This is a genomic window from Pseudomonas sp. Leaf15, from assembly GCF_001421425.1.
GTDB lineage: Bacteria > Pseudomonadota > Gammaproteobacteria > Pseudomonadales > Pseudomonadaceae > Aquipseudomonas > Aquipseudomonas salomonii.
In genome coordinates this window covers 263,097-278,865 of record NZ_LMKI01000035.1, presented here as the reverse complement: position 1 = coordinate 278,865, position 15,769 = coordinate 263,097, and the positions used below count along the sequence as shown (strand labels likewise).

Below are 15,769 nucleotides of genomic sequence, written 5' to 3'. Positions count from 1 at the left end.
GGAGCACCCCTCATGAGCAGCACTTCTTCCGGCCAAAGTGCCGGGCAATTGGAAACACGCGGCATCGAACCGGTCCCCGAAGGCGAGTGCAACGGCCACCCGCTGCAACTGTTCTGGGTGTGGTTCGCCGCCAATATCAGCATCCTCGGCTTGCCGCTCGGCGCAACCCTGGTGGCGTTTCGTGGCCTGGCAATCTGGCAGGCGATCATTGTGGCGATCCTCGGCGCCGCCGGCTCCTTCGCCGTGGTTGGCATCATCTCGATTGCCGGCCGTCGCGGCCGGGCGCCAAGCCTGACGCTGTCGCGCGCCATCTTCGGTGTGCGCGGCAACATCGGCCCCACGCTGGTCTCGCTGATGTCGCGGCTGGGCTGGGAAACCGTCAACACCACCACCGCCGCCTTTGTGCTGCTGTCATTGTGTTCGATCCTGTTTGGCTCGCCGGTCGAAGCCAAAAGCGCGCCTGTGCTTACGCTGATCTTTATCGGCATTTTCGTGCTGCTGACCTTGTCTGTATCCGGCCTCGGCCACGCCACCTTGCTGGTGATCCAGAAGTGGGCCACCTACGTGTTCGGCGCGTTGAATATCCTGGTGGGCGGCTTCCTCTGTGCCACCATCGACTGGAGCGCGGTGTTCAACGCCACTCCGGCGCCACTGAGCGCCATGATCATCGGCGTCGGCACCATGGCCGCCGGTACCGGTATCGGCTGGGCCAACGCCGGTGCCGACATGTCGCGCTACCAGCACCGCAGCGTCAAGGCCGTGCGCCTGGTGGCGTCTGCCGCCTTTGGTGCGGGCATTCCGCTGGTGCTGTTGATCACCCTCGGCGGCCTGCTGTCGGTGGGCAACAACGACCTGGCGTCGGCCACCGACCCGATCATCGCGATCCGCGACATGCTGCCGACCTGGATGGCCGTGCCGTACTTGATCACCGCGTTCGGCGGGCTGCTGCTCTCCAACAATCTCTCGGTGTACTCGGCCGGTCTCACCACCTTGACCTTGGGCCTTAAGGTCAAACGCGTGCATGCGGTGATCGTCGACATCGTGGCGATCTTCGCCGGCTCCATCTACTTCATGTTGATTGCGGACAGTTTCTACGGCCCGTTCATCACCTTCATCTCGCTGCTGGCCGTGCCCATCACCGCCTGGGTGGGGATCTTTGTGGTCGACCTGATTCACCGTCACTACTACAGCCCCAAAGACCTGCTGGACGTAAGCCCGAGCAGCGCCTACTGGTATCGCGGCGGTGTGGAATGGCGTGCATTCGGCGCCTGGGCCGTGGCGATCGTGCTGGGTTTCAGCTTCACCACCATCGGCACCACTGCCGAAAACATCTGGTTCGCCGGCCCGTTGTCCGACTCCTGGCTGGGCCACAACGGTCTGGGCTGGATCGTCACCTTCCTGGTGGCCGGTGGGATTTATGCGGTACTGGGCGGCGCAGCTGACCGTCGTCCGGCTTTGGTAGAGCGCGCTAATGTCTAGATTGCTGCACACCGGCCAGGTCATCGTCGACCTGGTCATGGCCCTCGACACACTGCCTGCTACCGGCGGCGATGTGCTGGCAAAATCCGCCAGTTTCGAAGCCGGCGGGGGCTTCAACGTGATGGCTGCCGCCCGGCGCAATGGTTTGCCGGTGGTTTACCTTGGCCGCCATGGCAGCGGGCGCTTCGGCGACCTGGCGCGCGCCGCCATGCAGGCCGAAGGCGTGGAAATGGCCCAGGCGGCCAGCGAGGGCAAGGACACCGGTTTGTGTGTGTCGCTGACCGAAGCCAGCACCGAGCGCACGTTCATTTCGCATATCGGCGCTGAAGGGGATTTGAGCGCAGAGGACCTGGCAGGCGTGGTGCCGCGCGCAGACGATTATGTCTACGTCAGCGGCTACAGCTTGTTACTCGACGGCAAGGCCCAGGCGCTGCTTGATTGGTTGCTGGCGCTGCCACGGGAGATCACCGTGGTGTTCGACCCGGGGCCGTTGGTCAAGGCGCCGGATTCGGCATTGATGGTCGCCTTGCTGCCGCGCATCGACATCTGGACCAGCAATGGCCCCGAAGCCCTGGCGTTTACCGGGGCCGGTACGCTGGCCGAAGCGCTGCGCGAACTCAATCGTCACCTGTCGGCCGAAGCATTATTGGTGGTGCGTGATGGGCCGAATGGCTGCTGGGTGAGTCGCCACGGCAGGGCCGAGCATGTGCCGGGTTTCAAGGTGCAGGCGGTGGACAGCAACGGCGCGGGTGATGCCCATGCCGGGGTGTTTCTGGCCGGGCTGGCCGAGGGTTTAACCCCTGCAGTGGCTGCGCGTCGAGCCAATGCGGCGGCGGCGCTGGCGGTCACGCGCTGGGGTCCGGCGACGTCGCCTGGGAGTGCTGAAGTCGACGCATTGCTGGCTGATTAAACATAAATAAAAATGTGGGAGCTGGCTTGCCTGCGATAGCGGTGGGCCAGCAACTACATCGGCTGCTGACACACTGCCATCGCGGGCAAGCCCGCTCCCACACTTGATCTTCGTCTAGCTTAAACCGTGCCTTCGCCTTCCAGCTTACGCGCCTCGTCAACACCCGAGGCGGTCAGCTTGATCGGCAGGTTCAACGAGTATTCACCGGCGTCGTCGGTGGTCACATGCCCATCCTTGATAAACCCGCGGTCCTGCAAAAACGCCAGCACACTGGCGACCTTTTTTTCGCCGCGGTAGTTATCCAGCACCTCCTTGCCCAGGCCGTTGGGGTGGGCGTGCAGCAGGCGGGTGAGGACTTCTTTTTCAAGGTTTCTATCGACGTTCATGCGTACCTCTTCACTGGGAAATGATCGGGTGTCGGTGCGGCTATCGATGCATCAAGGCGCAGGTTGTTTCGGGGCGCCCGGGATGTTGCTGTCATCGCCTTTGTTGATTTTGGGTTCATTGTTAACGCCTGGGCCCATTTTGCCGTTACCGACGGCAGCCGGTGCCTGGCGTTGGGTGTCGGCGCCTTTGGTGCGAGGGTCTGCGCCGTTATCGATAATCGCGCCACCGTTGGTTTCCATCCCTGTGCCCATCGAATCCTGAGACTCCTTGGTAGCAGGGTTGGTGGTGCCGGTAGACGAGGTGGCGGCAACTGCACTCAACGAAGCGGCGGACAGCAGGCCGGTGAGGGCGAGGGCAGCAAACTTGGAATTCTTCATGAGGGTGTCTCCATATGATTAATGTCCTTACCCCTTATTGGTCCGCCCCGGTTTGCGGTTCGTGCCTTGATGGCGACGAACGGTCTTAACTCACCTGTAAGATTTTGTGTGCCGAACGCTGGCGCCAGATCAATCGCGCCACCGTGATCAACCAGTTGAACAAGGCCACGCCCAGCACACTTGCCAGCAGCGTCGGCAAGCCGTAATCGACGATGAGCTTGCCCGCCAGCAGCGGAAAGCCGAACACCCCGACAAAGTACGCCAGGCTAAACAGCAGCAAGGCTTGTGACGTCGTACCAGGCGGCGCCTCATTGGCCACCAGCCCATTGATCACCGAATACGTAAGGCCATAACCCACGCCCAGCGTGGCGGCTGCCAACAGGTAACTGAGGTTGCCGCTCACGCCAAACGCAAACAGCGCGATCGAGCCGAGCATGATCCCGGACAGCACGCAGGCGGCCCCGTACGCATCGCGCTTGACCACGTAGCCCGCGATCAATAGCCGGCTGGTAATGGCGGCGCTCAGGAAGCCGCCGAAGAACAGCGAATAGTCCAACCCATGCGCAGCGGCATAGCTGGTCTGAAACGATGAAAGCCCACCAAACACACAGCCGCCCAGGCCAACCATCAGGATCGCAAACGCGGCTTTGGATGACAGCACGCGGCGGCTCGACGCCCAGGAAATCTTCGAGGTGGGCGCATTCGCGTGGTGTTTGAGGTGGGCGCCCATTCGCCAGAACAGCAGCACGCCGACCAGGCTGGCCACACCGGCAATATAGAAGGCCGCTGTCAGCGGCAGGCCCAGCGCGCCGGCGGCGCGGCCGAGCAAAGGCCCGGCACCGATTCCGCTCAACATACTGCCCGACAGCAGCGCAAAATATCTGGCCCGCTGCGCCGGTTGCACCAGCAGTGTCACGATGATCGGCCCCAGGGTGTAGAACACGCCCCAGCCCAACCCCAGGGACAGACCGAACAGCATCAACCCCAGGCCAAACCCGGGTGTCAGGGCAAACCCCAGGCACGCCACCACCAGCAATACGCCCATGCCCGCAATCGCGCGCGCCGCACCGACGGCATCGGCCAAGTGCCCGCAGAACAGCACCGCCACGAACGTACTGAGCATCGCCATGGAGATTACGCTGCCGGCGTCGTGTTCATTGCCGCCGCGCGAATGGATCAGCAACGACAATAAAAACGTCGAGCCGTAGGACAATGACAACAAGAAGCTGGCGAGGCAGAACAGGGCGAACAGCTTGGTGTTTACCGCAGGTGTGGAATGCATGGGGCAACCTGGAATTTATTAGCGTGAGTTATTAGCGTTATGCCGACTGTTTACCATGCGCGCGTGCCGGGTTTGTTCTGTGGTTGGTGGTGCTTGCTTTACGCGTGGCCGGAGTAATCAAATTGCACTGCAATCAGTCATCAAAGCGCCTTAGTATGTGGCCTTTGACATTGCCCAAGGCCCGCCCATGACCATCGAGATTCGCCCTGCCGTGCCCAGCGACGCTGCGCAGATCCTGACCTTCATCACCGAGCTTGCCGAATACGAGAAAGCCCGCCATGAAGTGATCGCCAGCGTGGTGGATATCGAGCGCAGCCTGTTCAGCGAGGGCGCCACCGCCCATGGCCTGATCTGTTCACGGGATGGCCTGCCGATTGGCTTTGCGGTGTTCTTCTTCAGTTACTCCACCTGGCTGGGCAGCAACTGCCTGTACCTCGAGGACCTCTACATCAACCCCGAGCAACGCGGCGGCGGCGCAGGCAAGAAGCTCTTGCGCCACCTGGCGAAGATCGCCTGCGACAACGGTTGCGGGCGTTTCGAGTGGAGCGTGCTGGACTGGAACGAGCCGGCGATTGCCTTCTACAAGTCCATCGGCGCGCAGCCGCAGGAAGAGTGGGTGCGCTATCGCATGGAAGGTCATGCACTGCGCGATTTTGCCCAGGGCTGAAAGCACTGAAGATCAACGGTGGGAGCCAGCTCCCACTTTTTTTGTGTTTTGTCTCACTATATGGGATGCAAATTTATATATTGAGATATTTCAAAAGATGGGTTTATAGTCGGCGGCATCAGCACTCACTACCAAAAATAAAACAGGTGAAGCGATGCAGCCCCAACCGTTGTCATTACCCGCCGTGCCCGAACCCACCTATGGCGAGCGGCTGAAAAACAAAGTGGTGATCATCACCGGCGCCGCCCAAGGGATAGGCGAGGCGATCGTCGCCTGCTTCCAGGCCCAGCAGGCACGGCTGGTGATTGCGGATATCCAGGCCGAAAAGGTCGAGCACGTCGCCGCCCACTGGCGCGAACGCGGTGCTGAAATCGTTGCGCAGGGCGTCGATATCACCTCCAAAGAGCAATGGCAGGCGCTGGTCAACCTGGCCATCGAGCGCTTTGGGCGCGTGGATGTATTGATCAACTGCGCCGGCGTCAACGTGTTCCGTGACCCGCTCCAGATGACCGACGAAGACTGGCGCAGCTGCTTCGCCATCGACCTCGACGGTGCCTGGTTCGGCTGCCGCACCGTGCTGCCGCACATGATCGAGCAGGGCATCGGCAACATCATCAACATCGCCTCCACCCATTCCAGCCACATTATTCCCGGCTGCTTTCCCTATCCGGTTGCCAAGCATGGCCTGCTTGGCCTCACCCGCGCCCTGGGCATCGAATACGCGCCCAAAGGCATCCGCGTGAATGCCATCGCGCCGGGCTATATCGAAACCCAGCTCAACGTCGATTACTGGAACGGCTTCCCTGACCCGCATGCCGAGCGCCAGCGCGCCTTCGATTTGCACCCGCCCAAGCGCATCGGCCAACCGGTCGAGGTGGCGATGACGGCGCTGTTCCTGGCCACCGACGAGGCGCCGTTTATCAACGCCACCTGCCTGATGATCGATGGCGGGCGTTCCGTGATGTACCACGACTAACAACAATCAAGAGAGGTGGTTCATGTTCAAGAAGACGTTAGGCGCCGTGGCGCTGGCGGTAGCCTTCAGCGGTTTTGCAGCGGCCGAAGAAGTGAAGATCGGCTTCCTGGTCAAGCAGGCTGAAGAGCCCTGGTTCCAGACCGAATGGGCCTTTGCCGAAAAGGCCGGTAAGGACCAGGGCTTCACCGTGATCAAGATCGCCGTGCCCGACGGCGAGAAAACCCTGTCCGCCATCGACACCCTCGCCGCCAACGGCGCCAAGGGGTTTGTGATCTGCCCGCCGGACGTGTCCCTCGGCCCTGCGATCATGGCCAAGGCCAAACTCAACGGTTTGAAAGTGCTGGCGGTGGATGACCGGTTTGTCGATGCCAAGGGCAAGCCCATGGAAGACGTGCCTTATGTGGGCCTTGATGCCTACAAGATCGGCCAGAAACAAGGCGAGTCCATGGCCGCCGAAGCCAGGCATCGCAACTGGGACTGGAAGGACACCTACGCCGTCATCAACACCTTTGACGAGCTGGAAACCGGCAAGAAACGCACCGACGGTTCGGTCGAAGGCCTCAAGGCTGCCGGCTTGCCCGCTGACCACATCCTGTTCAGCGCACAGAAAACCCTCGACGTGCCAGGCAGCATGGACGCCACCAACTCGGCGCTGGTAAAGCTGCCGGGCACCGCGAAAAACCTGATCATCGGCGGCATGAACGACAGCACCGTGCTGGGCGGCGTGCGCGCCACCGAAAGCGCCGGCTTCAAGGCGGCCAACGTGATTGGCGTCGGCATCAACGGCACTGATTCGATTGAAGAGTTGAAGAAAACCGACACCGGCTTCTACGGCTCAATGCTGCTCAGCCCCGATGCATCCGGCTACAAAACCGCCACGGCGATGTTCGAGTGGGTCACCAAAGGCACCGAGCCTGCCAAGTTCACCGCCCTGGATAACGTAACCCTCATCACCCGCGCCAACTTCAAGGAAGAGTTGAGCAAAATCGGACTGTGGAAATGACCGGCGCGGCGTTGCGTTTCAACGGCATCGGCAAGGAGTTTCCCGGGGTCAAGGCGCTGGCGCAGATCAGCTTTGAGGCGCGGCCGCACTCGGTGCACGCGCTGATGGGCGAGAACGGCGCGGGCAAGTCCACGCTGCTCAAGATTCTCGGCGGTGCCTACACGCCCAGCAGCGGCACGGTGCAGATCGGCGAGCAGGTCATGGCGTTCAAGAACGCTGCCGACAGCATCGCCAACGGCGTGGCGGTGATTCACCAGGAGCTGCATCTGGTGCCGGAAATGACCGTGGCCGAGAACCTGTTTCTCGGGCATTTGCCGTCACGTTTCGGCGTGGTCAACGGCGGCCAGCTGCGCAAGCAGGCGTTGGCGTGCCTTAAAGGCCTGGCCGATGAAATCGATCCCCAAGAGAAGCTCGGGCGCTTGTCGCTGGGCCAGCGTCAACTGGTGGAAATCGCCAAGGCGTTGTCCCGTGGTGCCCATGTGATTGCTTTTGACGAGCCCACCAGCAGCTTGTCGGCGCGGGAAATCGACCGCTTGATGGCGATCATCACCCGCCTGCGTGATGAGGGCAAAGTGGTGCTGTATGTGTCGCACCGCATGGAAGAAGTGTTCCGTATTTGCGATGCGGTGACAGTGTTCAAGGACGGCCGTTATGTGCGCACGTTTGACGACATGGCCACACTGACTCACGACCAACTGGTGACCTGCATGGTCGGGCGCGATATTCAGGATATCTATGACTATCGCCCGCGTGAGCGAGGGGAGGTGGCACTCACGGTCAAGGGGTTGCTTGGGCCTGGCTTGCGCGAAGCGGTCAGCCTGCAGGCGCACAAGGGCGAGATTCTCGGCCTTTTCGGGTTGGTGGGCGCCGGGCGTACCGAGCTGTTTCGTTTGCTCAGTGGCCTGGAACGCGCAACGGCCGGGCAGTTGGAATTGTTTGGGCAAACCCTGCAACTGCATTCACCACGCGATGCCATCGCCGCCGGCGTACTGCTGTGCCCGGAGGACCGTAAAAAGGAAGGCATCATCCCGCTGTCCAGCGTGGCCGAGAACATCAACATCAGTGCGCGTGGCGCGCATTCGACCTTTGGCTGGCTGTTGCGTGAAGGCTGGGAGAAGGGCAATGCCGACAAGCAAATCACGGCCATGAAAGTCAAAACGCCGAACGCCGAACAGAAAATCATGTACCTGTCCGGCGGCAATCAACAGAAGGCCATTCTTGGCCGCTGGCTGTCGATGCCGATGAAAGTGTTGCTGCTGGATGAGCCCACACGCGGCATCGATATCGGCGCCAAGTCGGAGATCTACCAGATCATCCATAACCTTGCGGCCAGTGGCATTGCGGTGATTGTGGTGTCGAGCGACCTGATGGAAGTGATGGGCATCTCTGATCGCATCCTGGTGATGAGTGAAGGCGCGCTGACTGGCGAGTTGACCCGCGACCAGGCGGATGAAGCGAAGCTGTTGCAACTGGCTCTCCCGCGTTCGCGGGCTTGAAGAATTCGAGGGTATAGGTATGTCACAGGTAAAAACTGCAAAGGGCTTTTGGCCGGGCTTCAACCAACGCAAATTTCTCGATGACTGGGTGATGCTGCTCGCCGCGTTGAGCATCTTTGTGCTCAGCGCGTTGTTTATCGACAACTTCCTCTCGCCGCTGAACATGCGCGGCCTGGGCCTGGCGATTTCGACGGTGGGCATTGCGGCGTGCACCATGCTGTTCTGCCTGGCCTCGGGGCACTTCGACTTGTCGGTGGGCTCGGTGATTGCCTGTGCCGGCGTGGTCGCGGGGATTGTGATCCGCGACACCGACAGCGTGGTGCTCGGCGTGTCGGCGGCCCTGGCCATGGGCCTGGTGGTAGGGCTGATCAACGGCATCGTCATCGCCAAGTTGCGCATCAACGCCTTGATCACCACCTTGGCGACCATGCAGATCGTGCGCGGGCTGGCCTATATCTTCTCCAACGGCAAAGCCGTCGGTGTGATGGACGAACGCTTCTTCGTGTTCGGCAACGGCCAACTGATGGGCGTGCCGGTGCCGATCATCATCACCGTGTTGTGCTTTGTGTTCTTCGGCTGGCTGCTCAACTACACCACCTATGGGCGCAACACCATGGCCATCGGCGGCAACCAGGAAGCGGCGTTGCTGGCCGGGGTGAATGTCGACCGCACCAAGATCATCATCTTTGCCGTGCACGGCTTGATCGGCGCACTGGCCGGAGTGATCCTCGCCTCACGCATGACCTCGGGCCAGCCGATGATCGGCCAGGGCTTTGAGCTGACGGTGATCTCGGCGTGTGTACTGGGCGGTGTGTCGTTGAGTGGCGGTATCGGCATGATCCGTCATGTGATTGCCGGGGTGTTGATTCTGGCGATCATCGAGAACGCGATGAACCTGAAGAATATCGACACTTTTTACCAGTATGTGATTCGGGGTTCGATCCTGCTCTTGGCGGTCATCATCGACCGCATGAAGCAACGCTAATCTCCGGCCTTATGAGGATCAAAATGTGGGAGCTGGCTTGCCTGCGATAGCGGTGGGTCAGCTAATTATTTGTAGGCTGATGCACCGCTATCGCAGGCAAGCCAGCTCCCACAGTGGATCTCCTCTGTTCAGCAGGGCGGTATTTGCCATAATGCGCTCGCTTTCATACTTATAGGCCCGATATGCAGGAAAACGCCCACATCCCCGTCAAAGACGCCGCCCCCACCGGCACCCAGACCCTGCTGCGTGGCCTGGGCGTGGTGCAAGCGGTGGCGGCGGGTGCGCGCGACTTGAAAGAGATCGCCAAGCGCATCGGCACCACCCGCAGCACCACCCACCGCCTGGCCAGCTGCCTGGTGGAGGAGCGTTACCTGCGTGTGGTGCCGCAAGTGGGTTATCTGCTCGGGCCGAAGCTGATCGAACTGGGTTTTCAGGCCCGTGACGAACTGCCGCTGGTGACCCTGGCGGTGCCGTATTTGGATGAACTGTCGGCATTGACCGGCGACACCATCCACTTGGCGATTCGTGAATACGACGACGTGCTCTACCTGCACAAGAACCCCGGCCGCTACGGCCCGGAAATGCGCTCGCGAGTCGGCCATCGCATGCCGTTGGCGCGCACCGGCGTGGGCAAGGCAATGTTGCTGGATGACTCTGTGCAGGAATGGCAGCGCCTGTATGAAGCCAGCCTGCCCGCCGAAGGCAAGAGCCAGCAATGGCCGTTGCACCCGGAGCAATCCTGGGCGCAGTTCGAGCAGCGCATGCGCGAATACGTGGTGGGCGGGTATGCGTTCGACCTGGAAGACAACGAACCGTCGATCCGTTGTGTGGCGGCACCGGTGCGCGATGCCAGCCGGCGAATCGTCGCCGGCATCAGCATCGCCAGTACCGTGCCCTACATGCCGCTGGAAAAGATGGCCGAGCTGATCCCTGTGATCAAACAGGTCGCAGCGCGGCTGTCTGCGGAGTTGGGCGCGAAGGCCTGATCAGGCCTTCAAGGTCGCCATGTCGATGACAAAGCGGTACTTCACATCACCGGCGATCATGCGGGTGTAAGCCTCGTTGATCTGGCGGATATCGAGCATTTCGATGTCGCAGGTGATGTTGTGCTCGGCGCAGAAATCCAGCACTTCCTGGGTTTCGGCAATGCCGCCGATCAACGAACCGGCCAGCACTTTACGGCCCAGCACCAGCTTGGCGGCATTGACCGGCGGGTCGACGGGCTCGATCAAACCGACCAGGATATGCACGCCGTCAAAGCGCAGCACGTCGAGGTAGGGGTTCAGGTCGTGCTGCACCGGAATGGTGTCCAGCAGGAAATCAAAGCTGCCAGCGGCGGCTTTCATTTGCTCGGCATCGGTGGACACGATCACGTGGTCGGCGCCCTGACGACGGCCTTCTTCAGCCTTGCTCGCGGAGCGGGTGAACAGCGTCACTTCCGCGCCCATGGCCTTGGCGAACTTGATGCCCATGTGGCCCAGGCCGCCCATGCCCAGCACGCCGACTTTGTCGCCCGCCTTGACGCCGTAGTGCTTGAGCGGCGAGTAGGTGGTGATGCCTGCGCACAGAATCGGCGCGGCGCTGGCCAGGTCGAGCTTGGCCGGAATCTTCACCACAAAGTGCTCGCTGACCACGATGCTGTCGGAGTAGCCGCCCATGGTGTTGCTGCCATCTACCCGGTCCGGGGTGGCGTAGGTCATGGTCGGGCCTTCGAGGCAGTATTGCTCAAGGTCCGCATGGCAAGCGTCGCAGTGGCGGCACGAATCAACCATGCAGCCCACGCCCACCAGGTCGCCGACTTTGTGCGCGGTCACGCTGGCGCCGACGGCGGTGACTTTGCCGACGATCTCGTGGCCCGGCATCAGCGGGTACACGGCGATGCCCCACTCGTTGCGTGCCTGGTGGATATCGGAGTGGCACACGCCGCAGTAGAGAATCTCGATGGCTACGTCGTCGGCGCGCGGGCTGCGGCGTTCGAAAGACATGGGGGCGAGGGGAGTGGTGGCCGACTGGGCGGCATAACCGATGGCGGTGTACATGCAGAAACCTCGCAAAAGAATTGACTAGGGAGGTGGCGCATTTTCCGCGCTGGGCCGGGATGCGGCTATGGCGATTGCTCCGAACCTCATGCCTATTCGTCCGGGAGTGCCCTGTGATTGGATTCATGCGCGCTCAGACCTGCGATGATGCACTTATCCCTTTTTAACGAAGTTTTTTGCCATGTTGTTGACCCGCCATCTCGATGCCAATGCCACGCTGGTTGCCTTGATTGAGGACCTCACGCCCTGCGACGGTTTCTCCCCGACGTACCTGCCCGGCGTGAAGGTATTGCGCGCCAGTTGCGACGTGGCACGCGGCCCGCAGATCTATGAGCCGAGCCTGATGTTTGTGGCCCAGGGCAGCAAAGTCGCCTATCTGGGCCCGCGCACACTGGAGTATGGCGCCGGGCATTACCTGATCCAGGCGATGCCGGTGCCGTTTGAATGCGAGACCTTTGCCATGGCGCCCGACGCGCCGCTGTACGGGGTCACCGTGGGGATTGATCGCGTGGTGCTGGGTGAATTGGTCATGGCCATGGGCATGCAGGCCGGGCCGCCGCCGACGGCGCAGACGTTGGAGTCCATGAGCTCGGTAATGCTCGATGATGCAATGCGCGGCAGCGTCGAGCGGCTGCTGCAGTGCCTGCACGATCCGCTGGAAAGCCGGATCATGGGCCCGGCGCGGGTCCGGGAAGTGTTGTTTACCGCATTGCGCGGGCCACAGGCGGATGTGCTGCGTGCATTGGTGGAACAACAAGGGCAATTCTCACGTATTGCCACCTCGTTGCATCACCTGCATGCCCATTACGCCGAGCCGCTGAACATTGAGACATTGGCCGGGTATGCGCATATGAGTGCGTCGACCTTTCACGAGCACTTCAAGCGTTGCACGCTGTTATCGCCGGTGCAGTATTTGAAGCGCCTGCGGTTGTTAAAGGCGCAGCAGTTGTTGCTGGTGGAAGGCTTGGGCGTGGCGCAGGCGGCGCATAACGTGGGGTACCAGAGTACATCGCAGTTCAGTCGGGAATATAAGCGTTACTTCTTGCGTAACCCAGGTGAAGAACGGGTCGCCTGACACCACGCGGTCAAAACTGTGGGAGCTGGCTTGCCTGCGATAGCGCAGTATCAGTCAACCAATCTTTAGCTGACCCACCGCTATCGCAGGCAAGCCAGCTCCCACATTGGATCTGTGCCGGGCATAAAAAAGGCTCCCGTTTGGGAGCCTTTTTTGTTCAAGCAGCCGCCTTACATATTCGGGTAAGTCGGCCCACCCGCGCCTTCCGGCGTCACCCACGTGATGTTCTGCGAAGGGTCCTTGATGTCACAGGTCTTGCAGTGCACGCAGTTCTGGGCGTTGATCTGGAAGCGCTTCTCACCGTCTTCCTTGGTGATCACTTCATACACGCCAGCCGGGCAGTAGCGCTGCGCCGGTTCATCGTAGAGCGGCAGGTTGGTGCCGATCGGGATGCTCGGGTCTTTTAGCTTCAAGTGGCACGGCTGCTCTTCTTCGTGGTTGGTACCGGAGATGAACACCGAGCTCAGCTTGTCGAAGCTCAGCTTGCCGTCGGGTTTGGGGTAGTCGATCTTCTTGCTGTCCTTGGCGAGCTTCAGGCAGGCGTAGTCCGGCTTGGTGTCGTGCAAGGTAAACGGCATTTTGCCGCCGAGGATATTCTGGTCGAACCAGTTGAAGCCGGCGCCGATGATCGGGCCGAACTTGTGCATCGCCGGGCCGAAGTTGCGGCTGGCGAACAGCTCTTCGTAGAGCCAGCTGGCTTTGAAACCGTCGACGTAGTTGGTCAGTTCGTCACCGCCTTCGGATTCGGCGAACAGGCGCTCGGCCACGGCCTCGGCGGCGAGCATGCCGGACTTCATCGCGGTGTGGCTGCCTTTGATCTTGGCCACGTTCATAGTGCCCAGGTCGCAACCGATCAATGCACCGCCCTTGAAGACCATCTTCGGCAACGAGTTGATGCCGCCTTTGGCCAGAGCGCGCGCGCCGTAACTGATGCGCTTGCCGCCTTCCAGGTACTGGGCCAGCACCGGGTGGTGCTTGAGGCGCTGGAACTCATCGAACGGCGACAGGAAGGTGTTGCTGTAGGACAGGTCGACGATCAGGCCGACGACCACCTGGTTGTTTTCCAGGTGATAAAGGAACGAGCCGCCGGTGTTCTCGTTGCTCATGATGTCCAGCGGCCAACCGGCGGTGTGTACCACCAGGCCTGGCTGGTGCTTGGCCGGGTCGATTTCCCAGATTTCCTTGAGGCCGATGCCGTAGTGCTGGGCGTCGGCGTCGCTGTCCAGGTTGAAGCGCTGGATCAGTTGCTTGCCGATGTGGCCACGGCAGCCTTCGGCGAACAGCGTGTATTTGCCACGCAGCTCCATGCCGGGGGTGTAGACGCCTTCTTTCGGATGGCCTTCGCGGTCGACGCCGAGGTCACCGGTGATGATCCCGCGCACCACGCCGTTCTCGTCGAACAGCGCTTCCTGGGCGGCGAAGCCTGGGTAGACTTCCACGCCCAGGTTCTCGGCTTGCTGGGCCAGCCAGCGGCACAGGTTGCCCAGGGAGATGATGTAGTTGCCTTCGTTGTGCATGGTCTTGGGCACAAAGAAGTCAGGCACCTTGGTGGAGGCGTCGGGGCTGCGCAGTACATAGATGTCATCGCGCACTACCGGGGTATTGAGCGGGGCGCCGAGGGCTTTCCAGTCCGGGAACAGTTCGTTCAGGGCGCGTGGTTCAAACACGGCACCGGAGAGGATGTGGGCGCCGACTTCGGAGCCTTTCTCGACCACGCAGACGCTGATTTCTTTACCGGCTTCGGCGGCCTTCTGCTTCAGTCGGCAGGCGGCAGACAGGCCTGCCGGGCCAGCGCCGACGATGACCACGTCGAATTCCATGTATTCGCGTTCCACAGGCTATCTCCTACTCAAGGCTCAACAGGCTTTTTTTTCTAATGGGTGGAGGTTCGGTGTCGTCTTGCAACAATGGCAAGACCCACCTTTCTCTCTAGGTGGCGCATTATATCTACACCACTGGCAGCGTCCAATACAAACGTTTGTTTGAATTGCTTGCAGGCTAGGTAAATCAAAGCAACGCGGCTTATGACTGGCTATTTTGGCGTATTGACCAGAATAGGCGTTCCGGTCAATATACGGTCGGTTTTGCGCTTACCGTAGGCAGACTGCAGGTTTCAAGAGCACGTCCAAAAGCACGACAGGTGACGCGCGTCCAAACGATGGCGCGCAGTTTACACGCTGCGATAAAGAATGACCTCTCAGTCACCCCTGACGAACGGTCATCATTTCCCGTGAGCAAGGTCATCCGCCGAAGTTTTTGGAGGTGCCCTTGTGTGCCGATGAGCATCAACCGCCAGGTTCGCCTAGGCGACTTTCTTTTCACCGGAGAGTAACGAGGAATCCATGAAGGTTCTTGTAGCTGTCAAACGCGTTGTCGATTACAACGTGAAAGTTCGCGTCAAGGCGGACAATTCCGGCGTCGACCTTGCTAACGTCAAAATGTCGATGAACCCTTTCTGCGAAATCGCTGTGGAAGAAGCTGTACGCCTGAAAGAGAAAGGCGTGGCGACTGAAATCGTGGTGGTTTCCATCGGCCCGACCACTGCCCAAGAGCAGCTGCGTACCGCCCTGGCCCTGGGCGCTGACCGCGCCATCCTGGTTGAGTCGGCTGAAGACCTGACCTCCCTGGCCGTGGCCAAGTTGCTCAAGGCCGTTGTCGACAAGGAACAGCCTCAGCTGGTGATCCTCGGCAAACAAGCCATCGACAGCGACAACAACCAGACTGGCCAGATGCTGGCTGCGCTGACCGGTTACGGCCAGGGCACCTTCGCTTCCAAAGTCGAAGTGAGCGGCGACAGCGTCGCTGTGACCCGTGAAATCGACGGTGGCGCACAGACCGTTTCGTTGAAACTGCCGGCCATCGTCACCACCGACCTGCGTTTGAACGAGCCGCGCTACGCGTCTCTGCCAAACATCATGAAAGCCAAGAAGAAGCCGCTTGAATCGGTGACTCCAGAAGCTTTGGGCGTTTCCACCGCCTCTACCAACAAGACCGTCAAGGTTGAAGCACCGGCTGCACGCAGCGCGGGCATCAAGGTCAAGTCGGTGGCTGAACTGGTCGAGAAACTGAAAAACGAAGCGAAGGTGATCTGAT

Annotated in this window: 15 protein-coding genes; 10 read left to right on the top strand and 5 right to left on the bottom strand. The window is 60.8% G+C overall.

Annotated elements, in window-relative coordinates; translation table 11 throughout:
• The first annotated feature begins 12 nt into the window (after positions 1 to 12).
• Positions 13 to 1,479 (top strand): purine-cytosine permease family protein, encoded by a 1,467-nt coding sequence (locus tag ASE80_RS27095; RefSeq protein ID WP_056861629.1) that lies wholly within the window; start codon positions 13 to 15, stop codon positions 1,477 to 1,479.
• Entirely contained in the window at positions 1,472 to 2,389 is a 918-nt protein-coding gene (locus tag ASE80_RS27090; protein ID WP_056861628.1) for a PfkB family carbohydrate kinase, read from the top strand. Before ASE80_RS27095 ends, ASE80_RS27090 begins: the two co-directional genes overlap by 8 nt.
• A 119-nt stretch (positions 2,390 to 2,508) precedes the next feature.
• On the opposite strand, the gene ASE80_RS27085 is transcribed toward ASE80_RS27090, so the two are convergent.
• The 3 genes from ASE80_RS27085 to ASE80_RS27075 form a co-directional block, all read right to left on the bottom strand.
• On the bottom strand, positions 2,509 to 2,775 hold the full coding sequence (locus tag ASE80_RS27085; RefSeq protein ID WP_056861627.1) for a hypothetical protein: 267 nt from the start codon (positions 2,773 to 2,775) through the stop codon (positions 2,509 to 2,511).
• Between the two features lie 51 nt (positions 2,776 to 2,826).
• Positions 2,827 to 3,153: a hypothetical protein gene (locus ASE80_RS27080; RefSeq protein ID WP_056861626.1), complete on the bottom strand. Its 327-nt coding sequence runs from the start codon at positions 3,151 to 3,153 to the stop codon at positions 2,827 to 2,829.
• An 85-nt stretch (positions 3,154 to 3,238) separates the two neighbouring features.
• The gene (locus ASE80_RS27075) at positions 3,239 to 4,435 is read right to left on the bottom strand and encodes an MFS transporter (protein WP_056861625.1); all 1,197 of its coding nucleotides are present in this window, start codon (positions 4,433 to 4,435) and stop codon (positions 3,239 to 3,241) included.
• A gap of 187 nt (positions 4,436 to 4,622) precedes the next feature.
• Here ASE80_RS27075 and ASE80_RS27070 point away from each other — a divergent pair, with 187 nt between their 5' ends.
• The 6 genes from ASE80_RS27070 (at position 4,623) to ASE80_RS27045 (ending at position 10,548) form a co-directional block, all read left to right on the top strand.
• Positions 4,623 to 5,102, top strand: a complete 480-nt coding sequence (locus tag ASE80_RS27070) for a GNAT family N-acetyltransferase (RefSeq protein ID WP_056861690.1) — start codon at positions 4,623 to 4,625, stop codon at positions 5,100 to 5,102.
• 154 nt (positions 5,103 to 5,256) lie between these two features.
• On the top strand, positions 5,257 to 6,078 hold the full coding sequence (locus ASE80_RS27065; protein ID WP_056861624.1) for an SDR family oxidoreductase: 822 nt from the start codon (positions 5,257 to 5,259) through the stop codon (positions 6,076 to 6,078).
• A 22-nt stretch (positions 6,079 to 6,100) separates the two neighbouring features.
• A complete protein-coding gene (locus tag ASE80_RS27060; protein WP_056861623.1) occupies positions 6,101 to 7,081 on the top strand; it encodes a substrate-binding domain-containing protein in 981 nt (326 codons plus the stop codon).
• Positions 7,078 to 8,577 carry an L-arabinose ABC transporter ATP-binding protein AraG gene (gene araG / locus ASE80_RS27055; RefSeq protein WP_056861622.1) on the top strand — a complete coding sequence of 500 codons (1,500 nt, stop codon included), beginning with the start codon at positions 7,078 to 7,080 and terminating at the stop codon, positions 8,575 to 8,577. The genes ASE80_RS27060 and araG overlap by 4 nt, the downstream gene beginning before the upstream one ends.
• Before the next feature lie 19 nt (positions 8,578 to 8,596).
• Positions 8,597 to 9,562, top strand: coding sequence for an L-arabinose ABC transporter permease AraH (araH, locus tag ASE80_RS27050; RefSeq protein ID WP_056861621.1), 966 nt, complete (start codon positions 8,597 to 8,599; stop codon positions 9,560 to 9,562).
• Positions 9,563 to 9,744: 182 nt separating this feature from the next.
• Positions 9,745 to 10,548: an IclR family transcriptional regulator gene (locus ASE80_RS27045; RefSeq protein WP_056861620.1), complete on the top strand. Its 804-nt coding sequence runs from the start codon at positions 9,745 to 9,747 to the stop codon at positions 10,546 to 10,548.
• Here the strand turns inward: ASE80_RS27045 and ASE80_RS27040 are convergent, their stop codons facing one another.
• On the bottom strand, positions 10,549 to 11,601 hold the full coding sequence (locus ASE80_RS27040) for an NAD(P)-dependent alcohol dehydrogenase (protein ID WP_017138342.1): 1,053 nt from the start codon (positions 11,599 to 11,601) through the stop codon (positions 10,549 to 10,551).
• 181 nt (positions 11,602 to 11,782) lie between these two features.
• On the opposite strand from ASE80_RS27040, the gene ASE80_RS27035 reads away from it, so the two are divergent.
• The gene (locus tag ASE80_RS27035; RefSeq protein WP_056861619.1) at positions 11,783 to 12,676 is read left to right on the top strand and encodes an AraC family transcriptional regulator; all 894 of its coding nucleotides are present in this window, start codon (positions 11,783 to 11,785) and stop codon (positions 12,674 to 12,676) included.
• A 170-nt stretch (positions 12,677 to 12,846) separates the two neighbouring features.
• Here ASE80_RS27035 and ASE80_RS27030 read toward each other — a convergent pair whose 3' ends face one another.
• Complete coding sequence (locus ASE80_RS27030; RefSeq protein WP_056861618.1) at positions 12,847 to 14,511, bottom strand: electron transfer flavoprotein-ubiquinone oxidoreductase; 1,665 nt, start codon at positions 14,509 to 14,511, stop codon at positions 12,847 to 12,849.
• Between the two features lie 507 nt (positions 14,512 to 15,018).
• Here ASE80_RS27030 and ASE80_RS27025 point away from each other — a divergent pair.
• A complete protein-coding gene (locus ASE80_RS27025; RefSeq protein WP_017138339.1) occupies positions 15,019 to 15,768 on the top strand; it encodes an electron transfer flavoprotein subunit beta/FixA family protein in 750 nt (249 codons plus the stop codon).
• Position 15,769: the final 1 nt, after the last annotated feature.

Excerpts from the sequence above, each read along its gene's own strand:
- araH (WP_056861621.1), top strand. The coding sequence starts at position 8,597 with ATGTCACAGGTAAAAACTGCAAAGGGCTTTTGGCCGGGCTTCAACCAA.
- ASE80_RS27060 (WP_056861623.1), top strand. The coding sequence starts at position 6,101 with ATGTTCAAGAAGACGTTAGGCGCCGTGGCGCTGGCGGTAGCCTTCAGC.
- ASE80_RS27095 (WP_056861629.1), top strand. The coding sequence starts at position 13 with ATGAGCAGCACTTCTTCCGGCCAAAGTGCCGGGCAATTGGAAACACGC.
- ASE80_RS27080 (WP_056861626.1), bottom strand. The coding sequence starts at position 3,153 with ATGAAGAATTCCAAGTTTGCTGCCCTCGCCCTCACCGGCCTGCTGTCC.
- ASE80_RS27070 (WP_056861690.1), top strand. The coding sequence starts at position 4,623 with ATGACCATCGAGATTCGCCCTGCCGTGCCCAGCGACGCTGCGCAGATC.
- araG (WP_056861622.1), top strand. The coding sequence starts at position 7,078 with ATGACCGGCGCGGCGTTGCGTTTCAACGGCATCGGCAAGGAGTTTCCC.
- ASE80_RS27025 (WP_017138339.1), top strand. The coding sequence starts at position 15,019 with ATGAAGGTTCTTGTAGCTGTCAAACGCGTTGTCGATTACAACGTGAAA.
- ASE80_RS27065 (WP_056861624.1), top strand. The coding sequence starts at position 5,257 with ATGCAGCCCCAACCGTTGTCATTACCCGCCGTGCCCGAACCCACCTAT.
- ASE80_RS27040 (WP_017138342.1), bottom strand. The coding sequence starts at position 11,601 with ATGTACACCGCCATCGGTTATGCCGCCCAGTCGGCCACCACTCCCCTC.
- ASE80_RS27090 (WP_056861628.1), top strand. The coding sequence starts at position 1,472 with ATGTCTAGATTGCTGCACACCGGCCAGGTCATCGTCGACCTGGTCATG.
- ASE80_RS27045 (WP_056861620.1), top strand. The coding sequence starts at position 9,745 with ATGCAGGAAAACGCCCACATCCCCGTCAAAGACGCCGCCCCCACCGGC.
- ASE80_RS27035 (WP_056861619.1), top strand. The coding sequence starts at position 11,783 with ATGTTGTTGACCCGCCATCTCGATGCCAATGCCACGCTGGTTGCCTTG.
- ASE80_RS27085 (WP_056861627.1), bottom strand. The coding sequence starts at position 2,775 with ATGAACGTCGATAGAAACCTTGAAAAAGAAGTCCTCACCCGCCTGCTG.
- ASE80_RS27075 (WP_056861625.1), bottom strand. The coding sequence starts at position 4,435 with ATGCATTCCACACCTGCGGTAAACACCAAGCTGTTCGCCCTGTTCTGC.